This window comes from Streptomyces sp. SID13666 (assembly GCF_010548325.1).
In the GTDB taxonomy this organism is placed as follows: Bacteria; Actinomycetota; Actinomycetes; order Streptomycetales; family Streptomycetaceae; genus Actinacidiphila; species Actinacidiphila fildesensis.
The window spans coordinates 1-24243 of sequence record NZ_JAAGLX010000077.1 but is presented as its reverse complement, the minus strand read 5'-3'; the positions used below and the strand labels follow the sequence as shown (position 1 = coordinate 24243).

The 24243-nt window shown below is 72.6% G+C and carries 19 protein-coding genes and 1 rRNA gene; 3 read left to right on the top strand and 17 right to left on the bottom strand.

Annotation, left to right across the window (positions count from 1 at the left end):
* Window positions 1–152 precede the first annotated feature (152 nt).
* The 8 genes from scpB to G3I60_RS42000 form a co-directional block, all read right to left on the bottom strand.
* Window positions 153–815 carry an SMC-Scp complex subunit ScpB gene (gene scpB, locus G3I60_RS42035; RefSeq protein ID WP_138353357.1) on the bottom strand — a complete coding sequence of 221 codons (663 nt, stop codon included), beginning with the start codon at window positions 813–815 and terminating at the stop codon, window positions 153–155.
* Window positions 812–1852 (bottom strand): ScpA family protein, encoded by a 1041-nt coding sequence (locus G3I60_RS42030; protein ID WP_203675214.1) that lies wholly within the window; start codon window positions 1850–1852, stop codon window positions 812–814. Before G3I60_RS42030 ends, scpB begins: the two co-directional genes overlap by 4 nt.
* A gap of 104 nt (window positions 1853–1956) precedes the next feature.
* Window positions 1957–2451 (bottom strand): hypothetical protein, encoded by a 495-nt coding sequence (locus G3I60_RS42025; RefSeq protein WP_203675205.1) that lies wholly within the window; start codon window positions 2449–2451, stop codon window positions 1957–1959.
* A 41-nt stretch (window positions 2452–2492) separates the two neighbouring features.
* Window positions 2493–3566, bottom strand: a complete 1074-nt coding sequence (locus tag G3I60_RS42020) for a ParA family protein (RefSeq protein WP_138353360.1) — start codon at window positions 3564–3566, stop codon at window positions 2493–2495.
* Between the two features lie 353 nt (window positions 3567–3919).
* Window positions 3920–5035, bottom strand: coding sequence for an alanine dehydrogenase (ald, locus tag G3I60_RS42015; protein WP_138353380.1), 1116 nt, complete (start codon window positions 5033–5035; stop codon window positions 3920–3922).
* A gap of 231 nt (window positions 5036–5266) precedes the next feature.
* Window positions 5267–7510, bottom strand: a complete 2244-nt coding sequence (locus G3I60_RS42010; RefSeq protein WP_343242010.1) for a tetratricopeptide repeat protein — start codon at window positions 7508–7510, stop codon at window positions 5267–5269.
* A 345-nt stretch (window positions 7511–7855) separates the two neighbouring features.
* Window positions 7856–8482, bottom strand: coding sequence for an NUDIX hydrolase (locus tag G3I60_RS42005; RefSeq protein WP_138353382.1), 627 nt, complete (start codon window positions 8480–8482; stop codon window positions 7856–7858).
* Between the two features lie 119 nt (window positions 8483–8601).
* Window positions 8602–10254 carry a CTP synthase gene (locus G3I60_RS42000; protein WP_138353361.1) on the bottom strand — a complete coding sequence of 551 codons (1653 nt, stop codon included), beginning with the start codon at window positions 10252–10254 and terminating at the stop codon, window positions 8602–8604.
* A 409-nt stretch (window positions 10255–10663) separates the two neighbouring features.
* Here G3I60_RS42000 and G3I60_RS41995 point away from each other — a divergent pair, with 409 nt between their 5' ends.
* Window positions 10664–12469, top strand: a complete 1806-nt coding sequence (locus G3I60_RS41995; protein ID WP_244809116.1) for a glycoside hydrolase family 15 protein — start codon at window positions 10664–10666, stop codon at window positions 12467–12469.
* 68 nt (window positions 12470–12537) lie between these two features.
* Here G3I60_RS41995 and G3I60_RS41990 read toward each other — a convergent pair whose 3' ends face one another.
* The 6 genes from G3I60_RS41990 to G3I60_RS41965 all read right to left on the bottom strand — a co-directional run bounded on the left by G3I60_RS41990 (window position 12538) and on the right by G3I60_RS41965 (window position 18568).
* On the bottom strand, window positions 12538–13674 hold the full coding sequence (locus tag G3I60_RS41990) for a glycosyltransferase family 4 protein (protein WP_138353363.1): 1137 nt from the start codon (window positions 13672–13674) through the stop codon (window positions 12538–12540).
* A gap of 194 nt (window positions 13675–13868) precedes the next feature.
* Window positions 13869–15611, bottom strand: a complete 1743-nt coding sequence (gene recN, locus G3I60_RS41985; RefSeq protein ID WP_138353364.1) for a DNA repair protein RecN — start codon at window positions 15609–15611, stop codon at window positions 13869–13871.
* A 52-nt stretch (window positions 15612–15663) separates the two neighbouring features.
* Window positions 15664–16560, bottom strand: a complete 897-nt coding sequence (locus G3I60_RS41980; protein ID WP_138353383.1) for an NAD kinase — start codon at window positions 16558–16560, stop codon at window positions 15664–15666.
* A gap of 44 nt (window positions 16561–16604) precedes the next feature.
* Complete coding sequence (locus tag G3I60_RS41975) at window positions 16605–17411, bottom strand: TlyA family RNA methyltransferase (RefSeq protein WP_244809118.1); 807 nt, start codon at window positions 17409–17411, stop codon at window positions 16605–16607.
* Window positions 17412–17418: 7 nt separating this feature from the next.
* Window positions 17419–17631, bottom strand: a complete 213-nt coding sequence (locus G3I60_RS41970) for a hypothetical protein (RefSeq protein ID WP_138353366.1) — start codon at window positions 17629–17631, stop codon at window positions 17419–17421.
* The gene (locus tag G3I60_RS41965) at window positions 17624–18568 is read right to left on the bottom strand and encodes a histone (protein WP_164293707.1); all 945 of its coding nucleotides are present in this window, start codon (window positions 18566–18568) and stop codon (window positions 17624–17626) included. Before G3I60_RS41965 ends, G3I60_RS41970 begins: the two co-directional genes overlap by 8 nt.
* 181 nt (window positions 18569–18749) lie before the next feature.
* Between G3I60_RS41965 and G3I60_RS41960 the strand changes: the two genes are divergently transcribed.
* Window positions 18750–19097, top strand: coding sequence for an SCP2 sterol-binding domain-containing protein (locus tag G3I60_RS41960; protein WP_164293810.1), 348 nt, complete (start codon window positions 18750–18752; stop codon window positions 19095–19097).
* Window positions 19098–19143: 46 nt separating this feature from the next.
* Here the strand turns inward: G3I60_RS41960 and G3I60_RS41955 are convergent, their stop codons facing one another.
* Complete coding sequence (locus G3I60_RS41955; RefSeq protein ID WP_164293811.1) at window positions 19144–20163, bottom strand: HAD-IIA family hydrolase; 1020 nt, start codon at window positions 20161–20163, stop codon at window positions 19144–19146.
* A gap of 74 nt (window positions 20164–20237) precedes the next feature.
* Between G3I60_RS41955 and G3I60_RS41950 the strand changes: the two genes are divergently transcribed.
* Complete coding sequence (locus G3I60_RS41950) at window positions 20238–21506, top strand: DUF1015 domain-containing protein (protein WP_164608489.1); 1269 nt, start codon at window positions 20238–20240, stop codon at window positions 21504–21506.
* Between the two features lie 90 nt (window positions 21507–21596).
* Here G3I60_RS41950 and G3I60_RS41945 read toward each other — a convergent pair whose 3' ends face one another.
* Together G3I60_RS41945 and rrf are read right to left on the bottom strand one after the other, a co-directional pair.
* The gene (locus tag G3I60_RS41945; RefSeq protein ID WP_343241003.1) at window positions 21597–22433 is read right to left on the bottom strand and encodes a hypothetical protein; all 837 of its coding nucleotides are present in this window, start codon (window positions 22431–22433) and stop codon (window positions 21597–21599) included.
* Window positions 22434–24120: 1687 nt separating this feature from the next.
* Window positions 24121–24237, bottom strand: a 5S ribosomal RNA gene (rrf, locus tag G3I60_RS41940).
* Window positions 24238–24243: the final 6 nt, after the last annotated feature.

Here is a 24243-nt window from a genome sequence, read left to right as displayed (position 1 = left end):
GCCACCGGCGCCGCCGCCCGCGCGGGAGCCGCCACCGCTGCCGGCGCCGCTGCCGCCGCGGGAGCCGCCGCTACCGGAGCCCCCGCCCGCGCCGCGGGGGTTGCCGCCCCGGGGGTTCCGGTTGCCGCCGCTGTTCCTGTCGCTGCTTCGCATCAAAGTTCCGTCGTCGATTGAGTCGTCGTATCTGCATCGTCCGGTGCATCCGGGTCGAACGACGGAACCCCTTCCAAGGAGTCCGCCTCGACGGCGTCCGCCTCCGGCAGGAAGGGGGCGAGCTCGGGTAGCTCGTCCAGGCCTCTGAGGCCCATCCGCTCCAGAAAGTAGTTCGTCGTCCTGTACAGGATCGCACCTGTTTCGGGTTCCGTCCCACCCTCCTCGACCAGACCGCGCTGCAGGAGGGTGCGCATCACACCGTCACAGTTGACTCCGCGGACCGCCGAAACCCGTGATCGGCTGACCGGCTGGCGGTACGCGACGACCGCCAGCGTCTCCAGCGCGGCCTGCGTGAGACGGGCCTGCTGGCCGTCCAGAACGAACTTCTCCACGGCCGGTGCGAAGGCCGGCCGGGTGTAGAACCGCCAGCCGCCGGCGACCAGCCGCAGGTCGAAGCCCCTGCCCTGGGCGGTGTAGTCCTCGGACAGCGAGCGCAGGGCGGCGGCGACCGCGCGCTTCGGACGCTGGAGCACCGTCGCCAGCTGCTCCACGGTGGCCGGCTCGTCCACGACCATCAGGACGGCCTCCAGCGCGGGCCGGAGGTCGAGGGCGGCCACCTCGGCGGAGAGCGGCCCGGCGGGCGCCGCTGCGTCTTCCGTCATTTTTCTTTGCCCTCCGGGTCGAATTCATCGGTGACGAGCCGCCGCGCGGTCTCCTGATCGCCGCCCGTCCAGCGCACGAGCAGCGCGCCGAGCGCCTCCTCCTGGTCCAGCGCGACCACTTTCTCCCGGTACAGCTCCAGGAGGGCCAGGAAACGCGCGACGACGGTGAGGGTGTCCGGGGCGTCCGCCGCGAGGTCGGCGAAGCTGGTCTCCCCCAGCTCGATCAGCCGGGCCACCACCAGCTCGCCCTGTTCCCTGACGCTGACCAGTGGCGCGTGGATGTGGTCGGTGTAGATCTGCGGCACCGGTTTGGGCTGCATCGCCTTGACGGCCAGCTTCGCGAACCGCTCGGGGCCGACGCTGAAGACGACCTCCGGCAGCAGGTCCGCGTGCTGCGGTTCGAGACCGACCGTGCGGGGGTGGTGCAGCGCCTCCGCCTCCAGCCGCTCGGCGAAGATCGCCGCGATCCGCTTGTAGGCGCGGTACTGCAGCAGACGGGCGAAGAGCAGGTCGCGCGCCTCCAGCAGCGCCAGGTCCGCCTCGTCCTCGACCTCGGCGGTCGGCAGCAGCCGGGCCGCCTTCAGATCGAGCAGGGTCGCGGCGACGACGAGGAACTCGGTGGCCTGGTCGAGGTCCCAGTCGACCCCCATCGCACGGATGTGCGCCATGAACTCGTTGGTGACCGTCGACAGCGCGACTTCTGTCACGTCCATCCGGTGCTTCGAGATCAGCTGCAACAGCAGGTCGAACGGCCCCTCGAAGTTCACCAGCCGCACGGTGAAGCGGCCGTCGGGTGCCGGTCCGGGGACGGCGTCGGCCGGGGTATCGGCGGAGGCGTCGGGCGGGTCCTGGACGGCAGGCGCCACGGGTACCGCCGGTTCGACGGGCTCCGGGACCGCGACAGGCGCCGGGTCCACGACAGGCGCCGGCTCCGCCGCGGGCGCCGTGACGGGCGCCGCTGCCGCGGCCGGGCGGCCCGGCCCCCGTCCGAGGGCTCGGCGGGGCGGCTGGGGGGCGTCGTCGTCGGTGATCGGCATCGCTGTCCATCGTGCGGGGTCGGCGGGGGCGGCCCCCCGGCAGGGAGCCTACTGAGCCGCCCCGTCCGACGTCGCCGTGGCCACGCCGACCACCGCCCGGTGGCTCAGCGGCCCCGCAGGCGGCGCACCAGGATGCTCGCGTCCCCGCGGGACTCCAGATCCGCCAGCACCACGGCGACCGCCTCGCGGACGATCCGGCCGCGGTCGATCGCCAGGCCGTGTTCACCGCGCAGCACGAGCCGCGCGTGTTCGAGATCCATCAGCTCCTCGGCGGAGACATAGACGGTGATCTTCTCGTCGTGCCGTTCACGGCCGCTGGGGCGCGGCCGCTGCTGTTTGCGGCGCGTCTGCTGCACCGGCACCGGGGCCGTGGGCGGCTGGCCCGCGGCCTGTGGACGGCGGCCCTGTGGGATCCCCTCGCGGCCGCTGTGCTCGGCCGGGGTCCCGTCCTGGCCGCCGCCGTCGGGCGCTGTGCCCGTCTGCGGCTCGTTCCCGTCCGCCGGGGCGTCGGGTACCGGCCGCAGCCGCCCGTCGGCCTGAGGGGCCTTCTGGGCGTCCCCGTTGGCGTGCTTACGGGGCTGCGAGGCCTGCAGCCCCATGCCCCCTGTGGTGCGGAACAGTTCGTCCGCACCCGGGAGACTCACTCGGCGTGACACCGGGCGAGCACCTCCCTGGCGAGCTGACGGTAGGCGGCGGCACCAACGGAGTTGGACGCGTACGTCGTGATCGGCTCGCCGGCGACGGTGGTCTCCGGGAAGCGCACCGTACGGCCGATGACCGTGTGGAACACGTGCTCGTCGAAGGCTTCGACCACGCGGGCGAGCACCTCACGGCTGTGCACCGTGCGGGAGTCGTACATCGTGGCGAGGATGCCGTCGAGTTCGAGTTCGGGGTTGAGCCGTTCCCGGACCTTCTCGATGGTCTCGGTCAGCAGAGCGACACCGCGCAGCGCGAAGAACTCGCACTCCAGCGGCACGATCACCGAGTGCGCCGCGGTGAGCGCGTTGACGGTCAGCAGGCCGAGCGAGGGCTGGCAGTCGATGACGATGTAGTCGTAGTCGGCCATCAGCGGCTTGAGGGCGCGCTGCAGTGTCGACTCGCGCGCCACCTCGCTGACCAGTTGGACCTCGGCCGCCGACAAGTCGATATTGCTCGGCAGCAGGTCCATACCGGGCACCGCGGTCTTCAGCAGCACCTCGTCCGCCGCCAACCCGCGTTCCATCAGCAGGTTGTAGACGGTGATGTCGAGTTCCATCGGGTTGACGCCGAGTCCGACCGAGAGCGCGCCCTGCGGATCGAAGTCGACGAGAAGTACCCGGCGGCCGTACTCGGCGAGCGCGGCGCCCAGGTTGATGGTCGAGGTCGTCTTGCCGACCCCGCCCTTCTGGTTGCACATCGCGACGATTTTCGCCGGGCCGTGGTCGGTGAGCGGATTGGGGATCGGGAAGTACGGAAGCGGGCGTCCCGTCGGACCGACCCGCTCGCGGCGCTGACGGGCAGCGTCCGGGGCGAGTGTGGCCGCGTATTCGGGATCCGGCTCGTACTCCGCGTCTGGGTCGTAGAACTGACCGTCCTGCAGATCGTCCTCGTATGGCGCCATGGCGTGTGTGGGGTGCGTCTCCGTGTTCTTGTCGGCCCGGCGTGCCTCGAAGGTGCGGACCGCGACGGAACCGACGGTCTCGAGCCTGTTGGGGCTCTCGACCTGAACGGTCATTCCTGGTTGACCACCCCCGGGAGCAAATGTCGACTCATTCACAAGTCGTCTTACCTCCTTGGTGACCAGGAAACTTCTCGATAGGTCAGCGCGACAGCATGCCGACGGTTGGCGACTCTATGGCGTGTCAGTGGTTCACAGCAACACAATCCGCCGGACACGGCACGATGTGTCGGTAACCGAACACCCCGCTGTCAAGGGCGTAACCGCGTCGTCGCCGATGTTTCAGCGCGGTACGAAACGGTGAAACTGGTACGTTCGACGCACTCGGCCGGGCCTTGGGTCTCCAAGGCCCGGCCGTTGTCGCCGTGTTGACGTGTAGATGTTTCGCGCGCCCGTCACACGCCCGCTGATCAGCCCAGCAGCGTGTGCAGGTCCGTGCTGTGCAGGTCGTGCGCCTCGGCGACCGGACCGTAAACGACCTGTCCCTCATGGGTGTTGAGGCCCAGCGCCAGCGCGGCGTCGCGGCGCAGCGCCTCACGCCAGCCGCGGTTGGCCAGTTCCACGATGTAGGGCAGCGTGGCGTTGGTCAGCGCGTAGGTCGAGGTGTTGGGCACCGCGCCCGGCATGTTGGCGACGCAGTAGAAGACCGAGTTGTGGACCTCGAAGGTCGGGTCGGCGTGCGTGGTCGGACGCGAGTCCTCGAAGCAGCCGCCCTGGTCGATCGCGATGTCGACAAGAACCGATCCCGGCTTCATGCGGGACACCAGCTCGTTGGTGACGAGCTTGGGCGCCTTCGCACCCGGGATCAGCACCGCGCCGATGACCAGGTCGGCCTCGAGGACGGCCTTCTCCAGCTCGAAGGCGTTGGAGGTGATGGTCTGGACGCGGGTGCCGAAGATCTTGTCGGCCTCGCGCAGCTTGTTGATGTCCTTGTCGAGCAGGGTCACGTGGAAGCCCATGCCGAGCGCGATCGTGGTCGCGTGCCAGCCGGAGACACCGGCGCCGATGACGACGGCCTTGCCGGCCTGGACGCCGGGGACGCCGCCGGGCAGCACGCCGCGGCCGCCGACCGAGCGCATCAGGTGGTACGCGCCGACCTGCGGGGCGAGCCGGCCGGCCACCTCGGACATCGGGGCGAGCAGCGGGAGGGCGCGGTTCGCGGTCTCCACCGTCTCGTACGCGATGGCGGTGGTGCCGGACTCGAGCAGTGCGTCCGTGCAGGCGCGGGACGCGGCCAGGTGCAGGTACGTGAAGAGCGTCTGGTCCTTGCGGAGGCGGTGGTACTCCTCGGCGATCGGCTCCTTGACCTTCAGCAGCAGATCGGCGGTGGCCCACACCTCGTCGGCGGTGCCGAGGATGTTCGCGCCGGCGCCGGTGTACTCGGCGTCGGGGATGGAGGAGCCGAGACCGGCGCCCTGCTCCACGTAGACCTCATGTCCGTGGCGCACGAGCTCATGCACGCCGGCGGGGGTGATGGCCACGCGGAACTCGTTGTTCTTGACCTCGCGGGGGATGCCGACCTTCACGTCGATCACGGTCCTTGCACTCATTGGAAGACAGGAATGGCTGCAGCTGTCCGTACATGGCGCGAGAAAGCGTCACACGTCGGACCTGACCGCGATGTGCGCGGCGGAGCCCAGTCTAGTGAAGGAAGACTCTCTGTCTAGCCTTACAAAGTGATTAGTTTGGCCGAGAACGATGACAGATTCGTAGGCCTGGGGCGCTGACGCCTTCAGGCCACCGTTTTTCGGGCCTGCTCAGCCAGGGACTTCACCCGGGCTGAGCAGGCGCTTCGCGGCCGCGCGCTGCAGACGTGCGCCGCCCGGGTCGCCGAGCCGGTCGAGGGTGTCGGCCATGCGCAGCAGGACGGCGCCTTCCAGCCGTTCGTCGCCGGCCTGCCGGGCCCAGTACAGGGCGTCACGACAGGTCCGCAGAGCGTCCTCGGGATGTCCCGCGTACTCCTGGACCCGGGCCGCCTCGCTCAGCGCGCGGGCCTGGGCCGGCAGGTCGCGGGGCCGCGGGTGGGCGCCCGCGGCGGCCCGCCACTCGCGCAGCGCGGGGCCGTAGCGGCCGGCGTAGGTGTGCAGTGCGCCGAGGCGGCCGTGCAGCGGGGCCGCGTGGCCGGTCTCGCCGCGGGCCAGCCGCAGCGCGAGTGCCCTGCCGTACCAGTCCGCGGCCCGCTGCGGGTCGTCGAGCTCCAGGTACGTGCCGCCGATGGCCTCCATCGCCCGGCCTTCGGCCTCCCCGTCGTCACCGGTCCGCGCCTCGCCGAGGGCCAGCCGGTAGCGGTCCAGCGCCTCCCGGGTCCTGCCTGCCTCCACATCGAGGTCGGCTAGGTTGATCAGCGCCGCCGCCTTCTCCCGGGGCAGCCCGCGGCGGGTCGCCACATCGAGCACCAAAGCGTGCAGCTGATAGCGCTCCCCCGCCGTCTCCCGGTCCTCCGGATCCACGCCCAGTGCCCGCACCAAGTTGGCGACCAACCGCCGTGCCAGAGTGTCGAGTTCCCCGTCGGCGACCGCCGCGTGGGCCGCGGCGAGCAGCGCGGGGAGCCGGGCCCGCAGCCATACGGCGGCGGCGGACCGCGACGCGAAGCGCATCGAGCGCGGCAGGCCCTCCAGCGACGCCCGGCCCGGGGAACCGTCGGGCTCCAGCGTGATGCGGCACGACTGCAGCAGCCGCACCGTCCGCTCCAGCATCCGGGCCCTGGCCAGCTGGACCTCGCCCGTCCGGTCCCGGGTCTCCAGCAGAGCGCGCAGCAGCGGTTCGAGACAGCCGGGCACCCGGTACTGCGGTGGCAGCGGCGGATCCACCGGATCCCCGTGCAGCAGCCCGTGCGCGGCGAGGTCGTCCAGCGTGCTCTGCGCCGCGGTCACCGAGCAGCCGGCCAGCGCCGAGGCGATGTGCGAGTCCACCAGTCCGGCCGGCGCGAGCGCCAGCAGCCGCAGCATCCGGGCGGCGGTGGGCGGCAGCGAGTCGTAAACCAGCCGGAAGGCGCGCACCAGCTGGGGCGGCGCGGTGGCGCGCGGTGAAGCCTCCGGCGCGGTGGCGTGGGCGACGGATGCCGCCGCGGGAGCGGGCCCGGCCTCCGGTTTCGCGGTCACCTCCGCGCGCCCCTTCGGCCCGGACCCGGCCACCCGCTCGGAGCCCGCCTCGGTCCCGGTCCCGGGCGCACCGTCGGAGCCGGTCGCGGCAGCCGCTTCAGGCTCCGCCGGCGGCACGGCGCCGCGCCCGGCCTGGGGCGCGGTCTTCGCCGCGGTCTTCGCCGGAGGCGCCGGTTCATCCGTTACCGCGCGCAGCCGGCTGGTGGCGTCGGTCACCGACAGCCGCGGCTGGGCGGCGAGCCAGGCGGCGACCAGTCGCAGCGCGGTGGGGTGCCCGGCGCACTCCTGGACGAGGGTCTCGGCCGCCCGCGGGTCACAGGTGACCCGGGTCGGGCCGATCGCCTGCGACAGCAGATCGACGGAGGCGGCGGTGTCCAGCCCGCCGAGGGTGCACGGCCGGACGTCGGGGACACCGGGCAGCGGTCCCTCGGACGTCGCCACCACCAGACTGCCGGGCCCTTCCGGGAGCAGCGGCAGCAGCTGGTCCGCGTGCGAGACGTCGTCGAGCACCAGGACCGTGCGGCGGCCGGCCAGTGCCGCGCGCAGTGCCGCGTACACCTCACCGGGCTCCGCCTCCGGCAGCGGCGACCCGGCGCCGAGGGCCCGCAGCAGCGCCCGCGCGGCCTGTTCCGGAGGGGTGCGCTCGCCGCCGCTGCCGGTGAGCCGTACGAAGTGCTGCCCGTCGGCGTAGCGCGCGGCGACGTCCCGGGCGAGATGGACGGCGAGCGCGGTCCGCCCGGAGCCGGGCCGTCCCGCGATGAGCAGGACGCGGCTGCCGTCCGCCACCTTGCCGCCCAGCGTGGCCAGGCCCGGCCGGTCGATGTCGGCCCGCAGCCCGTCCAGTTCCCGGCGGCGCCCGACGAAGTGCGGCACGTCCCCGGGCAGGGCGCAGCCCGGCACCGACGGTGGGGGCGGGACCGGGTCCTTCGCCTCCGGCCCATGGCCGGGTGACGGCACGAAGTCCGCGTCGGCCACCGATTCACCGGCGTCCAGCACCTGATCCGCCACGGGCACTCTCCCGTTCTGCCTGCGCGCACGAGCCCGCCGCCGCTGCGAACGGGAACACCATCGAGCCTAGGCCCTGTCCGGGCGATCACGAACGGCCACCGCGCGGCCTCGCGCGGAGTCCGGGACGGTCGCCCGGACGGCCGGACCCGGTGCACGGGGACATGCCCGGCCCGGAGGCCCCGCGCAGCCGATCCGGACAATGATCACTCCATCGGATCAGCGGCGCGCCGACACCGCTTATGCCGTGAAGGGCCGGGCCGGCCAGGGCGCGTCGGCGGGCCGCAGCGCGTCCACCCCGTCGCCGGACAGCGTCGCGTGCAGCGCGAGGATCCCGGCCACCAGGCAGCTGTTGTGCAGATGCCCGGCCAGCACGTCGCGCACCAGCTCGGCCAGCGGCACCCGGGCGTACTCCATGTCGGCCTCCTCCCCGGTGACCTCGTACCGCTCGCCCTCCGCCTCGGCGATGTCGCGGGCCAGGAAGATCCGGACGGCTTCGTCGCTGCCGCCGGGAGAGGTGTAGAGATCGGTGAGCACCCGCCACTCCCCGGCCTTGACGTGCGCCTCTTCGTAGAGCTCGCGCTGCGCCGCGTGCAGCGGGTTCTCACCGGGCACGTCGAGGAGCCCGGCGGGCACCTCCCACAGCTTCTGCCGTACCGGGTGCCGGTACTGGCGCAGCACCAGGACCCGGCCGTCCTCGTCGAGGGCGACCACGGCCACCGAGCCCGGGTGGACCTGGTAGTCGCGCTTGGCGGTGCCGCCGTCCGGCATGACGACCGCGTCCGTGCGGACGCTCGTCTTCGCCCCGGCGAACGGCGTCGAGGTCGCGGTGACCTGCCACTCCTCGGCGATGTCCTGCAGCATGATGCCCTCCGTGAACCGGTGAGAACGTAACGGCCCGGTGCGAGCGCCGGGCCGGCAGACAAAACGGTGCTGGGGACGGATCACGAAGATCCGTCCCCAGCACCGTACCGATCAATCGATGATCAGCCCTGCTGGCGCTTGACCGCCGCCGCGACCAGACCCGCGAAGAGCGGGTGCGGGCGCGTCGGGCGGGACTTCAGCTCGGGGTGCGCCTGAGTGGCGACGAGGTACGGGTGCACCTCGCGCGGGTACTCGACGTACTCCACCAGCTTGTTGTCGGGCGAGGTCCCGGAGAAGACCAGTCCGGCCTTCTTCTCCAGCTCGGCCCGGTAGGAGTTGTTGACCTCGTAGCGGTGGCGGTGGCGCTCCTCGGCGTACGGCTCGCCGCCGTACACCTCGCGCACGATGGAGCCCTCGGTGAGCTTCGCCGGGTACAGGCCCAGCCGCATGGTGCCGCCCAGGTCGCCCTTGCCGTCGACGATGTCGAGCTGCTCGGCCATCGTCGAGATGACGGGGTGGCCGGTCGCCGGGTCGAACTCCGTGGAGTTCGCGTCCGGGATGCCGGCCAGCGAGCGGGCCGCCTCGATGACGACGCACTGCAGGCCCAGGCAGAGTCCCAGCAGCGGGATCTTGTTCTCGCGGGCGTAGGTGATCGCCGAGACCTTGCCCTCGACACCGCGGTCGCCGAAACCACCGGGTACGCAGACCGCGTCGACGCCGGAGAGGTGCTTCTTGGCGCCGGCCGGGGTCCTGCACTCGTCCGAGGTGACCCACTTGATGGTGACCTTGGCGTTGTTGGCGAAACCGCCGGCGCGCAGCGCCTCGGTCACCGACAGATACGCGTCGGGCAGGTCGATGTACTTGCCGACGAGCGCGACCGTGACCTGGTGCGCGGGCTGGTGGACCCGCTTCAGCAGGTCGTCCCACTGGGTCCAGTCCACATCACGGAACGGCAGGTCCAGCTTGCGGACGACGTACGCGTCCAGGCCCTCGGTGTGCAGCACCTTGGGGATGTCGTAGATCGACGGGGCGTCGATGGCGGCGACGACCGCGTCCTCGTCGACGTCGCACATCAGCGAGATCTTGCGCTTGATGGCATCCGGCACCGGGCGGTCGGCGCGCAGCACGATCGCGTCGGGCTGGATGCCGATGCTGCGCAGCGCCGAGACGGAGTGCTGGGTCGGCTTGGTCTTGAGCTCACCGGAGGGGCCGATGTACGGCAGCAGCGAGATGTGGACCACGAAGACGTTGTCGCGGCCGACCTCGTGCCGGACCTGGCGCACCGACTCCAGGAAGGGCAGCGACTCGATGTCGCCGACGGTGCCGCCGACCTCGGTGATCACCACGTCCACGTCGTCGGTCGCCATCCGGCGGATCCGGGACTTGATCTCGTTGGTGATGTGCGGGATGACCTGGACGGTGTCGCCGAGGTACTCGCCGCGACGCTCCTTGGCGATGACCGTGGAGTAGATCTGGCCCGTGGTCACGTTCGCCGAGCCGTCGAGATTGACGTCCAGGAAACGCTCGTAGTGGCCGATGTCGAGGTCGGTCTCGGAACCGTCGTCAGTGACGAAGACCTCACCGTGCTGGAACGGGTTCATCGTGCCCGGGTCCACGTTGAGGTACGGGTCGAGCTTCTGCATGGTGACCCGGAGGCCGCGCGCCTTCAGCAGCGCACCGAGGCTGGAGGCCGTGAGCCCCTTCCCGAGGGAGGAGGCGACACCCCCGGTGACGAAGATGTGCTTGGTCGTCGTGGATTTGGGCGCAATTGCCAAGAGGGGGCTCCCGTGGTCGCGAGGTGAGGGTCGGGACGGCACGGAATCAGGGGGAGTGCCGTCGCGGCGGTTCAGTGGTTCGGCCCACCGGCCCACGGGCTACCAGGGTAACAGCGACCGTGGGCGGCTGTGTCCGGCGGCGACGTCACTAGCCCGCTTTTAGCAGCTCGCAAGGGGACTCATGGCATGCTCGGGCATGAGCGGAACAAGTGCACCCGACCGGCCCAGTGAAGACAACCGCCACGCGCGCACCTCCCTCCCCGACGACGTATCCTGCTCGGACACATCGCTGCGAGCCGGCCGGCACGGCATCAACCCCGCCCGCTCCCGGAACACGAGCTCGTCGAAAATCCCCAGACCGCAAGACCGGCCCTCCGAGGCCGGCGCCGTCATTCGACTGGAGATGCAGGTGGCCGGGCGCATCGAGGATTACGCACTCATCGGCGATATGCAGACCGCTGCACTGGTCTGCCGGGACGGCACGGTCGACTGGCTGTGCCTGCCCCGGTTCGACTCCCCCGCGGTCTTCGCCGGCCTGCTCGGAACCGAGCAGCACGGATTCTGGAGGCTGGGCCCGGCCCACGCCGCCGGAACCGGTCCGCCCGCGGCGACGCGACGGCGTTACCGGGGCGATTCCCTCGTGCTGGAATCCGAATGGGACACCCCGCGCGGCACGGTCCGGGTGATCGACTTCATGCCGCCCCGTGACGGCGCCCCGCAGGTGATCCGGATCGTGGAGGGCGTCAGCGGGCGGGTGCCGATGCGCTCCGCCCTGCGGATGCGCTTCTCCTACGGCCAGATCGTGCCGTGGGTGCACAAGGTCGGCGACCGCACGGTCGCGGTGGCCGGGCCGGACTCCGTCTGGCTGGACACCGAGGTCGACACGTACGGCAAGGACCTGACGACGTACGCGGACTTCACCGTCTCGCCGGGTGAGCGGGTGGCCTTCACCATCAGCTGGGAGCCCTCGCACCGCCCGCCGCCGTCGCTGCCCGAGCCGGAGGCCTCGCTGGAGTCCACCGAGCAGTTCTGGCAGGACTGGGTCGACCAGTGCACGTACCACGGCCCCTACCGGGACGCCGTGGTCCGCTCGCTGATCACCCTCAAGGGCCTCACGTACGGGCCCACCGGCGGCATCGTCGCCGCTCCGACGACCTCGCTGCCCGAGGACATCGGCGGGGTCCGCAACTGGGACTACCGGTTCACCTGGCTGCGCGACGCGGCGATCACGCTGTCCTCGCTGCTGCGCACCGGCTACCGGGACGAGGCGCGGGCCTGGCGCGAGTGGCTGCTGCGCGCGGTGGCCGGCGACCCGGAGAACCTGCAGATCATGTACGGCATCGCCGGCGAGCGCGAGCTCGGCGAGAACGAGCTGCACTGGCTGCCCGGTTACGAGGGCTCCACCCCGGTCCGGATCGGCAACGGCGCCGCCCACCAGCTGCAGCTGGACGTCTACGGCGAGGTCACCGAGGCCCTGCACCTGGCCCATATGACCGGGCTGGCCCGCAACGACTACGCGAGCCTGCTGCAGCTCAAGCTGATCCGCTATCTCGAATCGCACTGGAACGAGCCGGACGAGGGCATCTGGGAAGTGCGCGGCCCGCGCCGCCACTTCGTGCACTCCAAGGTGATGACCTGGGTCGCGGTGGACCGCACCGTCAAGCTCATCGAGTCGGGCGAGGCGGACGGCCCGCTGGAGCGCTGGCGCGAACTGCGCGACGACATCCACCGGGACGTCTGCGAGAAGGGTTACGACAAGGAGCGCAACACCTTCACGCAGTCCTACGGCTCCCAGGAGCTGGACGCCTCGCTGCTGCTCATCCCGCAGATGGGCTTCCTGCCGCCGGACGACAAGCGCGTCATCGGCACCATCGAGGCGATCCAGCGCGAGCTGAGCACCGAGGACGGCTTCATCCTGCGCTACCCGACCAACAGCGGCGAGGACAACCTCGACGGGCTGCCGGGTGACGAAGGGGCCTTCCTGGCCTGCTCGTTCTGGATGGCCGACGACCTGGCGATGATCGGCCGGGTGGACGAGGCCCGCCAGCTGTTCGAGAAGCTGCTGGCGCTCCGCAACGACCTCGGGCTGCTCGCCGAGGAGTGGGACCCCCGGCTCAAGCGCCAGGTCGGCAACTTCCCGCAGGCGTTCAGCCATGTGCCGCTCATCGACACGGCGCTGCGACTGAGTGCCTGCGGAGCGTACGGCGGCGGCTGAGCCCGTACGTGTGGGGGCGCGGCCACACGGCCCCGCCCCCACCGCTCAGGCGTTCGCGGCTCTGGGGTTCAGCGCTGCGCCAACTCGTCGTAGATGCTCAGCACCTGGGCGACCGTGTCGTCCTCGGTCGGCCAGGTGGCGGCCTGGGCCCGCCCGGCCGCGGCGAGCGCGAGCCGGCGCTCCGGTTCGTCGAGCAGCCGGGCCACCATCCGGGCCAGCGCGCCCGGATCGCCGTACGGCACCAGCTCCGCCGCGTCACCGACGAGTTCGGGGATCCCGCCGACCGCGGTGGCGACCAGCGGCACCCCCGCGTGCAGGGCCTCCTGGGCGATCAGGGCGCGCGCCTCCCACCGGCTCGGCAGCACCACCACATCGGCGGCGGCCAGCAGTTCCGTGACATCGGCCCGGCGGCCGATCAGCCGGACGGGCAGCCGTTCGGTGTCGATCCGCTGCTCCAGCGCGGCCCGCCGGGAGCCCTCTCCCGCCACGATGACCAGGGGCCGGGGGTCGTGGTCCGCCAGCATGCGGCAGGCGTCCAGCAGGAGGTCGTAGCCCTTGTGCGGCTCCAGCCGGCCGACGGCCAGCACCAGGGGCCGGTCCACCGCCCCGAACTCGGCCCGTGTCTTCTGCCGCATCCGCTCGGCGTCGCCATGCGGCTCCGGGGCCGCGACCCTGGGCACCGGCACCGCGACCGGCGCCAGCCGCGCGTCCCGGGCGCCCAGTGTCCTGGCCCGGTCCACCAGGTCGGACGAGGCCCCGAGCACCACGGCCGCGGCCCGCACCACCCGGCGCTCCAGCCAGCGCAGCAGCCGGGCTCTGGCGCCCTCGACGAGGACCGCGCTGTGCCATGTCACCACCAGCGGGGTGGAACGGCCGCTGAGCGCCAGCGACGACAGCAACCCGGCGCGCAGGCCGTGCGCGTGCACCACGTCGGCGTCCGTGCAGGCCACCCGGAGTTCCGTGATGACCGTCGCGTCGGACCTGGCCGCCCGGTGGGCGATCTCCACCGGCTCGAACCGGGCGCCGGTGGCGGTGAGGGCGTAATCGTTTTCGGCGGCGGCCGGGCCGCACACCGTGACCCGCACTCCGCGGGCGACGAGGCCGCCCGCGAGCGAGCTGACGTGCGCACCTGCGGGACCGCCCGCCCCGCCCAGCACGAGGACGGCGTGCAGCTGTCCTCGCGGGGGGATCGGAGTGCTGCTCACCCGGGTACAGCTCCTGACTCGGCGTCGGACGACGGCTGTTGCGCCGTACCCCAAGGATGCCAGGCCCCCACGGCATGCCGTGGGCACCGACCGCCTCCCGGCCCGGGTACGGGCGCCGTGGATCACTCGAACGAGTGCGCTTACGCGCCGTGCCGGACGTGGCCCCGGCCGGGCTCGACCGGGACCGGCCGGGCTCAGCTGGTGGCGCGGGCCGCGGCCAGCAACTCCTCGGCGTGGGCCCGGCCGAGTTCGGAGTCCTCGAGCCCGGCGAGCATACGGGAGAGCTCCCGCACCCGGTCCTCTCCTTCGAGAACGGTGACACCGCTGCGGGTCACCGAACCGTCGTTCGTCTTCTCCACGAGCAGCTGCCGGTCGGCGAACGCCGCCACCTGCGGGAGGTGGGTGACCACGACGACCTGCGCGGTCCGCGCGAGGCGCGCCAGCCGGCGGCCCACCTCGACCGCGGCCTTGCCGCCGACACCGGCGTCGACCTCGTCGAAGAGATACGTCGGCACGGGATCCGATCCGGCGAAGACGACCTCGACGGCGAGCATCACGCGCGACAGCTCACCACCGGACGCGCCCTTGGCGATCGGCCGGGCCGGGGCGCCGGGGTGCGGGGCGAGCTGGAGCTCGACCTCGTCGGCGCCGGTCGCGCCGAAGGCGACGAGCTGGCCGCCGACCTGGATCCCCTCGGGATCGGCGGTCTGCCGGATGGCCACCCCGACGCGGGCGTGCGGCATCGCCAGTTCGGCGAGTTCCGCGGTGACCGCGGCGGCGAAACGGTCCGCCGCCTCGGTACGGGCGTCACTCAGCGCCTGCGCGAGGTCCCCGAGCTCGGCCCGCAGCGCGTCCCGTTCCCCGGTCAGCTCCGCGATCCGCTCGTCGTCGCCCTCCAGCTCACCGAGCCGGGCGGCGCTCTGCTCGGCCCAGGCCAGCACCCCGTCGATGTCCGAGCCGTACTTGCGGGTCAGATGGGAGAGCACCGCCCGCCGCTCCTCCACCGCGGCGAGCCGCAGCGGATCGGCGTCCAGGTCGTCCGAGTAGCCGGCGAGCTCCTGGGCGACGTCGCCGACGAGGATGCCGATCTCCCCGATGCGTTCGGCGAGCGCCGCGAGCGCCGGGTCATGGGCGCGGACGGCCTCCAGCGCGCGCTGGGCCCCGGAGACGAGGGTGTTGGCGTCATTGCCCTCCGGGTCCTCGGGATTGCCCGCGAGCGCGGCGTGCGCAACCGCCGCGGCGGAGGCCAGCGCCTCGGCGTGGCCGAGCCGTTCGGCCTCCGCGGCCAGTTCGGTGTCCTCGCCGGGCAGCGGCTCGGCGTCGGCGACCTCGCCGATCCCGAACCGGATCAGATCCGCCTCCTGGGACCGCTCACGGGCCCGGGTGGTCAGCTCGTCGAGCTCGCCGGCCACCTCCCGCAGCCGCCGGTACGCCGCCCCGTACTTCGCCAGCGGTACGGCCACGGCGTCGCCCGCGTACCGGTCCAGCGCCTGGCGCTGCCGGGCGGGGCGCAGCAGGCCCTGCTGGTCGGTCTGGCCGTGCACGGCCACCAGGTCGTCGGCGAGCTCGCCGAGCAGCCCGACCGGCACGGAACGCCCGCCGACATGGGCCCGCGACCGCCCCTCGGCCGAGACGGTACGGCTGATCAGCAGCGCGCCGTCGTCGAGTTCCGCCCCCGCCTCCTCGGCGCGGACGGCGGCCGGCGAGTCCCGGCCGAGCGTGATCCGCCCCTCGACCACCGCCGCCTTCGCACCGATCCGCACCAAAGCGGGATCGGCCCGGCCGCCCAACAGCAGGCCGAGGCTCGTGACGACCATGGTCTTGCCCGCACCGGTCTCGCCGGTCACCGCGGTGAAACCGGGTGAAAACTCCACCACGGCATCCTCGATGACACCCAGCGACCGGATCCGCATCTCCTCCAACACGGATACGACCATACGAGGTTTGCGGCCCGGCGCGCGACGGGCATCGGCCACCGGCACTCCCGGGTTACTGCGGCGCGCCCCGCCAGCCCGCGACGGGCAGGGCGAACTTCGCCACCAGACGGTCCGTGAAGGAGGCGTGGTGCAGCCGGGCGAGGCGTACCGGCACCGCGCCCCGCCGTACCTCCACACGGGCCCCGGCGGGCAGCTCGACGGTGCGCCGGCCGTCGCACCACAGCACGCCGTGCGGTGTCTTGGGCTGCACCTCGACGGCGAGCACCGAGCGCGGCGAGGTCACCAGCGGCCGCGCGAACAGCGCGTGCGCGCTGATCGGCACCATCAGCAGGGCCTCGACCTCGGGCCAGACCACCGGGCCGCCGGCCGAGAAGGCGTAGGCCGTCGAACCGGTCGGGGTCGCGCAGACCACGCCGTCGCCGCCGAATCGTGACACCGGACGGCCGTCGACCTCGGTCACGACCTCCAGCATCCGCTCGCGCGCCTGCTTCTCCACCGACGCCTCGTTGAGCGCCCAGTCGGTGTGCACCACATGTCCGTCGTTGCGGACGAGGACGTCGAGCGTCATCCGCTCCTCGACCTCGTACTGCTTGGTGACCACCCGGTCCACGACCTTGTCCAGGTCGTCCCGCTCCGCCTCGGCGAGGAACCCGACCCGCCCCAGGTTGACCCCCAGCATCGGTACGCCGGAAGCGCGCGCGAACTCCGCGCCGCGCAGCAGCGTCCCGTCACCGCCGAGGACGATGATCAGTTCGCAGCCCTCGACGGCCCCGGGGCCTCCCTCCGTCACCAGCTCCACCTCGGCGGGCAGCGGCAGTTCCGCGGCCAGGTCCGCGGCCTCGTCCGTCAGGACCCGCACCCCGATCCCACAGCGCAGCAGGCCGAGCACGACCCGTTCCGCGCTGCGGATCGCGGCCGGGCGGCCGGTGTGCGTGAGCAGGAAGATCATGCGGCCCTTCGGCCCGGCACAGTCCTGCGTTTCGGTGTTCGTCGTCAACGGGGCCCCTCCGCCACAGCACGGTCGACATCCGCCGGGTCCAGATCGGGCGCACCGGCGCGCAGCCACAGAAAGTACTCCACATTGCCGGAAGGTCCCGGCAGCGGACTGGCGGTGACGCCCATGACACCCAGTCCGAGCGCCGCGCCCTGCCCGGCGACCGTCCGCACGGTCTCGGCGCGCAGCTGCGTACTGCGCACGACACCACCGGTGCCCAGCCGTTCCTTGCCGACCTCGAACTGCGGCTTCACCATCAGCACGAGATCCGCGTCGGGCGCGGCGCACCGCACGAGCGCGGGCAGCACCAGGCCGAGCGGGATGAACGACAGGTCGCCGACGATGATGTCCGCGGGCTCGCCGTCGATGTGCTCCAGCGTCAGCTCGCGCACGTTGGTGCGGTCCTTGATGACGACCCGGTCGTCGCTCTGCAGCGACCAGGCCAGCTGGCCGTAGCCGACGTCGACGGCGACGACGGTCGCGGCGCCGTTGCGCAGCAGCACATCGGTGAAGCCCCCGGTGGAGGCCCCCGCGTCCAGCGCGCGCCGCCCCTCGACCTTCAGACCGAGCGGGGTGAACGCGGCCAGCGCGCCGGCGAGCTTGTGGCCGCCGCGCGACACGTAGTCGGGTTCGTTGTCGTCCTTGGCCACCACCACGGCCGCGCTGGTCTCCACCTGCGTGGCGGCCTTGGTCGCGGTGGCGCCGCCGATGGTGACCCGCCCCGCGGCGATCAGCTGGCTGGCGTGCTCGCGCGAGCGCGCCAGATTTCGGCGCACCAGCTCGGCGTCGAGTCGGCGTCGTGCCACGTACGGTTCAGCTCCTGTTGTCGTCGAGTGCGGTGAGCGCTTCGCGCAGCCCACGGTGCACATCCTCGTACACCTCGATGTGATCCGCGGTCGGCAGGTCGTCGGCGTCGCTCAGCCGCACGATCAGCGTGTCCACCGCGGCCTGGCCGGTGGGCGCCGGTGCCAGGCCCAGCGGAGCGATCCCGTTCGGCGGCCCCTCCCCGGGCAGCGGTTCACTCATCGGAGGCCGTCTTCTTGCGGGCGGCGGTCTTCTTGGCGGGTGCGGCCTTCTTCGCGGCGGGGGCCTTCTTCGCCGGAGCGGTCTTCTTCGCCGGCGTCGTCTTCTTCGCTGCGGAGGTCTTCTTGACCGGGGTCGGCTCCTTGGGCGGAGCCGTCTCCTTTGCCGCGGGAGACTTCTTGGCGGGAGCCGTCTTCTTGGCGGGAGCCGTCTTCTTGGCGGGAGCCGTCTTCGTGGCGGTGGCCGTCTTCTTCGCGGGAGCGGCCTTCTTGGCAGGCGGGGCGGTCTTCGTGGCGGTCGGCGACGTCTTCTTCGCCTTGGCCGGAGCCTTGGCCGGAGCCTTCGGCTCGGTCGCCGCGGGCCGCTCGGGCTGCACCGTCTCTACGGGCTTGGCCGGCTTCGCTGACTTCGCGGACGTCACGGACCGGACCGGCGCTACGGGCCGCTCGGTGGCGGCCGGCCCGGCGGGAGCCTCCGGATCGACGGGGTAGACCGGCTCGGCCGGCTCGGCCGGCTCCATCGGGTCGACCGTGATCCGCTCGAACAGCGGTGACGCGGTCCCGGTGGAAGCGGCCCCGAAGCCGGCGTCCACGTCCTCCTCCTCGTCCTCGAGGTTCCGGACGCGGCGCTCCAGCGCCTCCAGGACCACACCGACCTTCGTGACCTCGTCGGCGACCCGTCCGACCCGGCTCATCGCCTTGTCGACCTCCTCGCGGATCAGCCCGATCAGCAGATCGCGGTTGGCCCGTCCGGCCGCCATCAGCTCGTCCGCCAGCGTCTGCACCTCCGGCGGAATGCTCTCGCCGATCCTGCGCTGGACGGCGTCGACATCTATCCCCGTCTGGTCGAGCAGCTCCCTGGCCGCCCCCACCGCCCGCCGCCGGGTCGCCTCGGTCAGGCCGCCCGCGATCTGCAGACAGGTACGCAGCGCGTCCCGCATCGCCCTCACTCCTCGCCTCGCCATTGCCTCGCCATTGACGTATCCGCACCTGACGCTACCCGTACTGCCCGGCTCACGGCGTACGGTGCCCTGAGGTACCGTCGATCGAACGGATCACATGATCGTGGCGCGGGCGACCCCGGCGCCTGTACGCACCACCCGAACGGGAGACGCCCGACCGATGGCGACCATCGAGGAGTGCCGCAGCGCACTCGACCAGCTGTCGGAGAACCTCACGCGGGCCAACGGCGACATCCGCAGCGCCACGTCCCTGGACCGGTCGCTGAGCTGCCACATCACGGACCTCGGCACGACCTTCGTCGGACGGCTGACGGACGGCCGGATCCATGACGTGACGACGGTGCCCGGCGCGCCCGCCGAGAAGGCGCAGATCCGGCTGGCGATGGCCGGCGACGACCTCGTCGCCCTGGTCGGCGGCGAACTGAGCTTCGCCAAGGCGTGGGGGAGCGGCCGGGTCAAGCTGGAGGCCGGCCTGCGTGACCTGCTGCGGCTGCGCTCACTGCTCTAGCCGCAGCCGGCCGACCCACGGTCGGCCGACCGCCGCCGGCCCGGACTCAAAGTCCGAGCCGCGCCAGCGCCTTCCCGGCGTCCGACTCGCACGCGCCGTCGCCCGCCGCCGCCCAGGCGGCCGCGCACAGGGCGCGCAGTCCGTCGAGGGCGTCACCGTCGCCCTCCACCGTGAGCGCGTCACCGTCCGCCGAAGCCGTCCAGCCGCCGCAGCGCGCCCCGTCACCGTCCACCGTGACCTCCGGCTGCGGTTCCAGCAGCCCGCGCAGATCGGCCGCCACATACGTCGGCCGGTGCTTCGGCACGGCGGCGAGCAGCTGCGCCGCCGTCGTCACACCCGTCAGCACCAGCAGCGAGTCCACCTCGGCGCCGGTCGCACCCTCGATGTCGGTGTCCAGCCGGTCGCCGACCACCAGCGGTCGCTTCGCACCGGTCCGCAGGATCGTCTCGCGGTGCATCGGCGGCTGCGGCTTGCCCGCCACCTGCGGCTCGGCGCCGGTGGCGATTCGTACGACCTCCACGGCCGCGCCGTTGCCCGGCGCGATCCCGCGCGGGTTCGGGATCGTCAGATCGGTGTTGGACGCGAACCACGGCACACCGCGCGCCACCGCGAACGAGGCCTCCGCCAGCAGCGACCAGCGCAACTCGGGATCGTAGCCCTGCACCACGGCCGCCGGACCGTCCTCCGCCGACGCCACCGGCTCGAGGCCGCGCTCGCGCAGCGCCGTCTGCAGCCCCTCGCCGCCGATCGCCAGCACCCGCGAGCCCGCCGGCACCTGCTCGGCGATCAGCCGGGCGACCGCCTGCGCCGAGGTGATCACGTCCTCCGCTTCCGCGGGCACGCCCAGCTCCGTCAGATGCGCGGCCACCGTCTGCGGGGTGCGGGCCGCGTTGTTGGTGACGTACGCGAGGTGCATCCCGTGCTCGCGCGCGGTGGCGAGGGACTCGACGGCGTGCGCGATGGCCTCGCCTCCCGCGTACACGACCCCGTCGAGATCGAGCAGAGCCGTGTCGTACGCGGCGTCCAGTGCTCGGTCGGAACCGCTCGGACTGGTCCGGTGGGTCATCGCGTGTCCGCTCCTCGTATGTCGTCCATCACCTTGATCATCCCCCATCGCCGCGGGCCACGTAGCATGCCCTGATGACCACTTCAGGACCCGCTCCCCACGGCTTGCGCCTCGCGCCCTTCCGCGGGCTCCGCTACGTGCCGGAGAGGGTGGGCAGCCTGGCCGCCGTCACCTCGCCCCCGTACGACGTCGTGGTCCGGCCGGACGGGCAGCGTCATCTGGAGACCGCCGACCCGCACAACGTCGTCCGTCTCATCCTGCCCCACAACGCCGATCCCACCAGCCGCCACCGGCAGGCCGCCACGGCCCTCGACCGGTGGCAGCGCGAGGGCGTCCTCGCCCCCGACCCGGAACCCGGGCTGTACGTGTACGAGCAGCGGGACGGCGACCATCTGCAACGCGGCCTGATCGGCGTCCTGCGGCTCACGCCGCCCCAGGAGCGGGTCGTGCTCCCGCACGAGGACGTCATGCCGGGGCCGGTGGCCGACCGCGCCGCCCTGATGCGCGCGACCGGCGCCAACCTCGAACCGCTGCTGCTCGCCTACCAGGGCGGCGGCACCGTCGCGGAGATCGTCGACCGTACGGCGGACACCGAACCGCTGCTCGCCACCACCACCGAGGACGGCATCCACCACAAGTTGTGGTCGATCACCGATCCGGGGACCCTCGCCGCGATCGACGCCGACCTGTCGCCCCGCCAGGCGCTCATCGCCGACGGCCACCACCGCTGGGCGACCTATCTGCGGCTGCAGGCCGAGCAGTCCGGGCCGAGCCCCTGGGATCACGGCCTGGTGCTCCTCGTCGACACCGCCCACTACCCGCTGCGGGTCCGTGCCATCCACCGGGTGCTCCCGCAGCTTCCGGTCCCCGACGCCGTCGAGGCCGCCCGGCACGCCTTCCGCGTGACGGACGTCGACGGGCCGCTGCCGGTGGCGCTGGACGCGCTGGCGGCGGCCGCGGCGGAGGGCAACGCCTTCCTGCTCGCGGGCGACGGCCGGTTCCGGCTGCTCGACCGGCCGGATCCACTGCAGATCGACCGATCCGTACCGCACGACCGGCCGCGCGAATGGCGGCAGCTCGACGCGACGGTCCTGCACAGCCTGCTCCTCGACGACATCTGGCAAGTGCCCGACGTCCCGGAGCACATCAGCTATCTGCACACGACGGAGTCGGCCGTCGAGCAGGCGGAGCGGCACGGCGGCACGGCAGTCCTGATGCACCCCGTGGACGAGGCCGTCGTCCGTGAGCTGGCCCGCCAGGGCGTCACGATGCCCCGCAAGTCCACCTCCTTCGGACCGAAGCCGGCCAGCGGCCTGGTCATGCGCAGCCTCGAACTGGGCTGAGCCGACGCCCGAGCTCGCCCCGCAAGGACGCAACGCGAAGAGGCGGCACCCGCGATGTCCGCGGGTGCCGCCTCTCAGTTGTGCGAGCGCTCAGGCCTTGCTGGTGCCCGTACCGGGCTCCTTGAAGGGCGAGTCCAGGAACGACGCCGGATCGGCCTCGTCCGTGATGTCGACCTCGGCCTCGGTGATCTCGACGTCGTCCTCGTCGTCCTCGTCATCGTCCGCGTCGTCCTCGGACTCCGCGTCCGCCGGCACGACGGACTCCGCCAGGTCGTGCGACTCCGCGGGGTCCTCGACGAGGGCGTCCACGAACTCGACGCCGTCCAGCTCGGCGAGCCGGTCGGAGGCGTCCGTGCTGCCGCTCTGGTCGGCCTCCGCCGCCTTGGCGAACCACTCGCGCGCCTCGGCCTTGCGGTCCACGGCGAGCAGCGCGTCGGCGTAGGCGTACCGCAGTCGCGCGGTCCACGAGTTCATGGCGTTCGCCGCCAGCTCGGGACCCTGCAGCGTCACCACCGCGGCCTCGGGCTGGCCCATGTCCTGCCGGGCGCCCGCGGCGACGAGCCGCATCTCGACCTGACCGGCCTTGTCCAGCTTCTGCACCTCCGGCGCACCCGCCATCGCCAGCGCGCGCTCCGGACGGCCCATGCCGCGCTCGCAGTCCGCCATGACCGGCCACAGGTCCACGGAACCCGTCATCCGCTTGGTGGCGCGGAACTCCGCGAGCGCCTCGCCGTAGCGAGCGGTCGCGTACGAGGCGAAGCCGGCGGCCTCCCGCACGGCGGCGACGCGCGACGCGAGCCGCAGGGCGATCCTGGAGTACTCGTAGGCCGCCTCCGGGTCCTCGTCCAGCAGCTGCGCCACCATGACCAGGTTGCGCGCCACATCATCGGCGAGCGTCTTCGGCAGGCTCATCAGCTCCTGGCGCACACTCGGGTCGATCTCCTGACCCGTGACCTCGTCCGGGATCGGCAGCCGCTTGACCGGCTCCCGCTCCTCACGGCGGTCCTCACGCCCGGCGCTCTCGAACCGTCCGTGGCTCTCCTCCGCCGGCCGGCGGCTCTGGCCCCGGTCGTCGTCACGGCGCGGCCCACGCGGGGGCGCGTCACGGCGGTCGTCCTGACGCGGACCGCGCGGCGGCCCGTCACGACGGTCCTCACGCGGGCGGTCGCTGCTGGGACGGCTGCTGCTCGGACGGTCACTGCTGGGACGGTCGCTGCCCGACCGCTCGTAGCGCGGGCGGTCCTCACGGGGACGGTCCTCACGCGGACGCTCGAAGCGCGGCCGGTCCTCGCGGGGACGGTCACTGCTCGGCCGGTCGCTGCTGGGACGGTCGTACCGGGGGCGGTCGCCCTGGGGACGGTCGTCGCGGCGGAAGCTGCCGCCGCGGTCGTCCTGGCGGGGGCCGCGCGGCGGGCCGTCACGGCGGTCGTCACGGGGACGGTCACTGCTGGGGCGGTCGTAGCGCGGACGGTCGCCCTGCGGGCGGTCGTCACGGCGGAAGCCGCCGCGGTCACCGCTCGGCGGGCCGGAACGCGGACGGTCACCCTGCGGGCGGTCGTCGCGACGGAAACTGCCGCCACGGTCGTCACGGCGGTCACCGCTGGGCGGGCCGGAGCGCGGACGGTCAGAGCGCGGGGGGCCGTCACGACGGTCGTCACGGCGGAAGCTGCCGCCACGGTCGTCGGGACGCGAGCCATCACGCGGCGGACCGTCACGACGGTCCTCCCGGGGACGATCACTGCTGGGGCGGTCGTAGCGCGGACGGTCACCCTGCGGGCGGTCGTCACGACGGAAGCCGCCGCGGTCACCGCTCGGCGGGCCGGAACGCGGACGGTCACCCTGCGGACGGTCGTCGCGACGGAAACTGCCGCCACGGTCGTCGGGACGCGAGCCACCACGCGGCGGGCCGTCACGACGGTCGCCGCTCGGCGGGCCGAAGCGCGGACGGTCACCCTGCGGGCGGTCGTCGCGACGGAAGCCACCACGGTCGCCGCTGCTGGGCGGGCCGGAGCGCGGGCGGTCATCACGGCGGAAGCTGCCGCCACGGTCGTCGGGACGCGACCCACCACGCGGCGGGCCGTCACGACGGTCGCCGCTCGGCGGGCCGAAGCGCGGACGGTCACCCTGCGGGCGGTCATCGCGACGGAAGCCGCCACGGTCACCGCTCGGCGGGCCGGAACGCGGACGGTCACCCTGCGGACGGTCGTCACGGCGGAAGCCGCCGCGGTCACCGCTGGGACGGTCCGTACGCGGGCGGTCTTCACGCGGACGGTCAGAACGGGGGCGATCAGAGCTCGGACGGTCAGAACTCGGGCGGTCGGTACGGGGTCGGTCGTCACGACGGTCATCCCGGCGGAAACCGCCGGCCCGGTCACCATCGCGGCGGGGGCCGCCGGTGCGGAAACCGCCCCGGTCGCCACCGCTCTGTCGCGGCTCCCGGCGCTCAGGCCGATCCGACCGATCCTCGGGCGAGTTGGACATCGTCGTAACTCCTTGGTTCGTGCTGCTGTAGTGCCAGTCTCTCGTACCTGCCGAGTGACCGCGCACCGGTGGGGCAAAACAAAAAGACCCTCGGTCCCAGCGCAGAGGCCGGGACCGAGGGTCCATAAAGATTGTTCGGCGGCGTCCTACTCTCCCACAGGGTCCCCCCTGCAGTACCATCGGCGCTGAAAGGCTTAGCTTCCGGGTTCGGAATGTAACCGGGCGTTTCCCTAACGCTATGACCACCGAAACACTA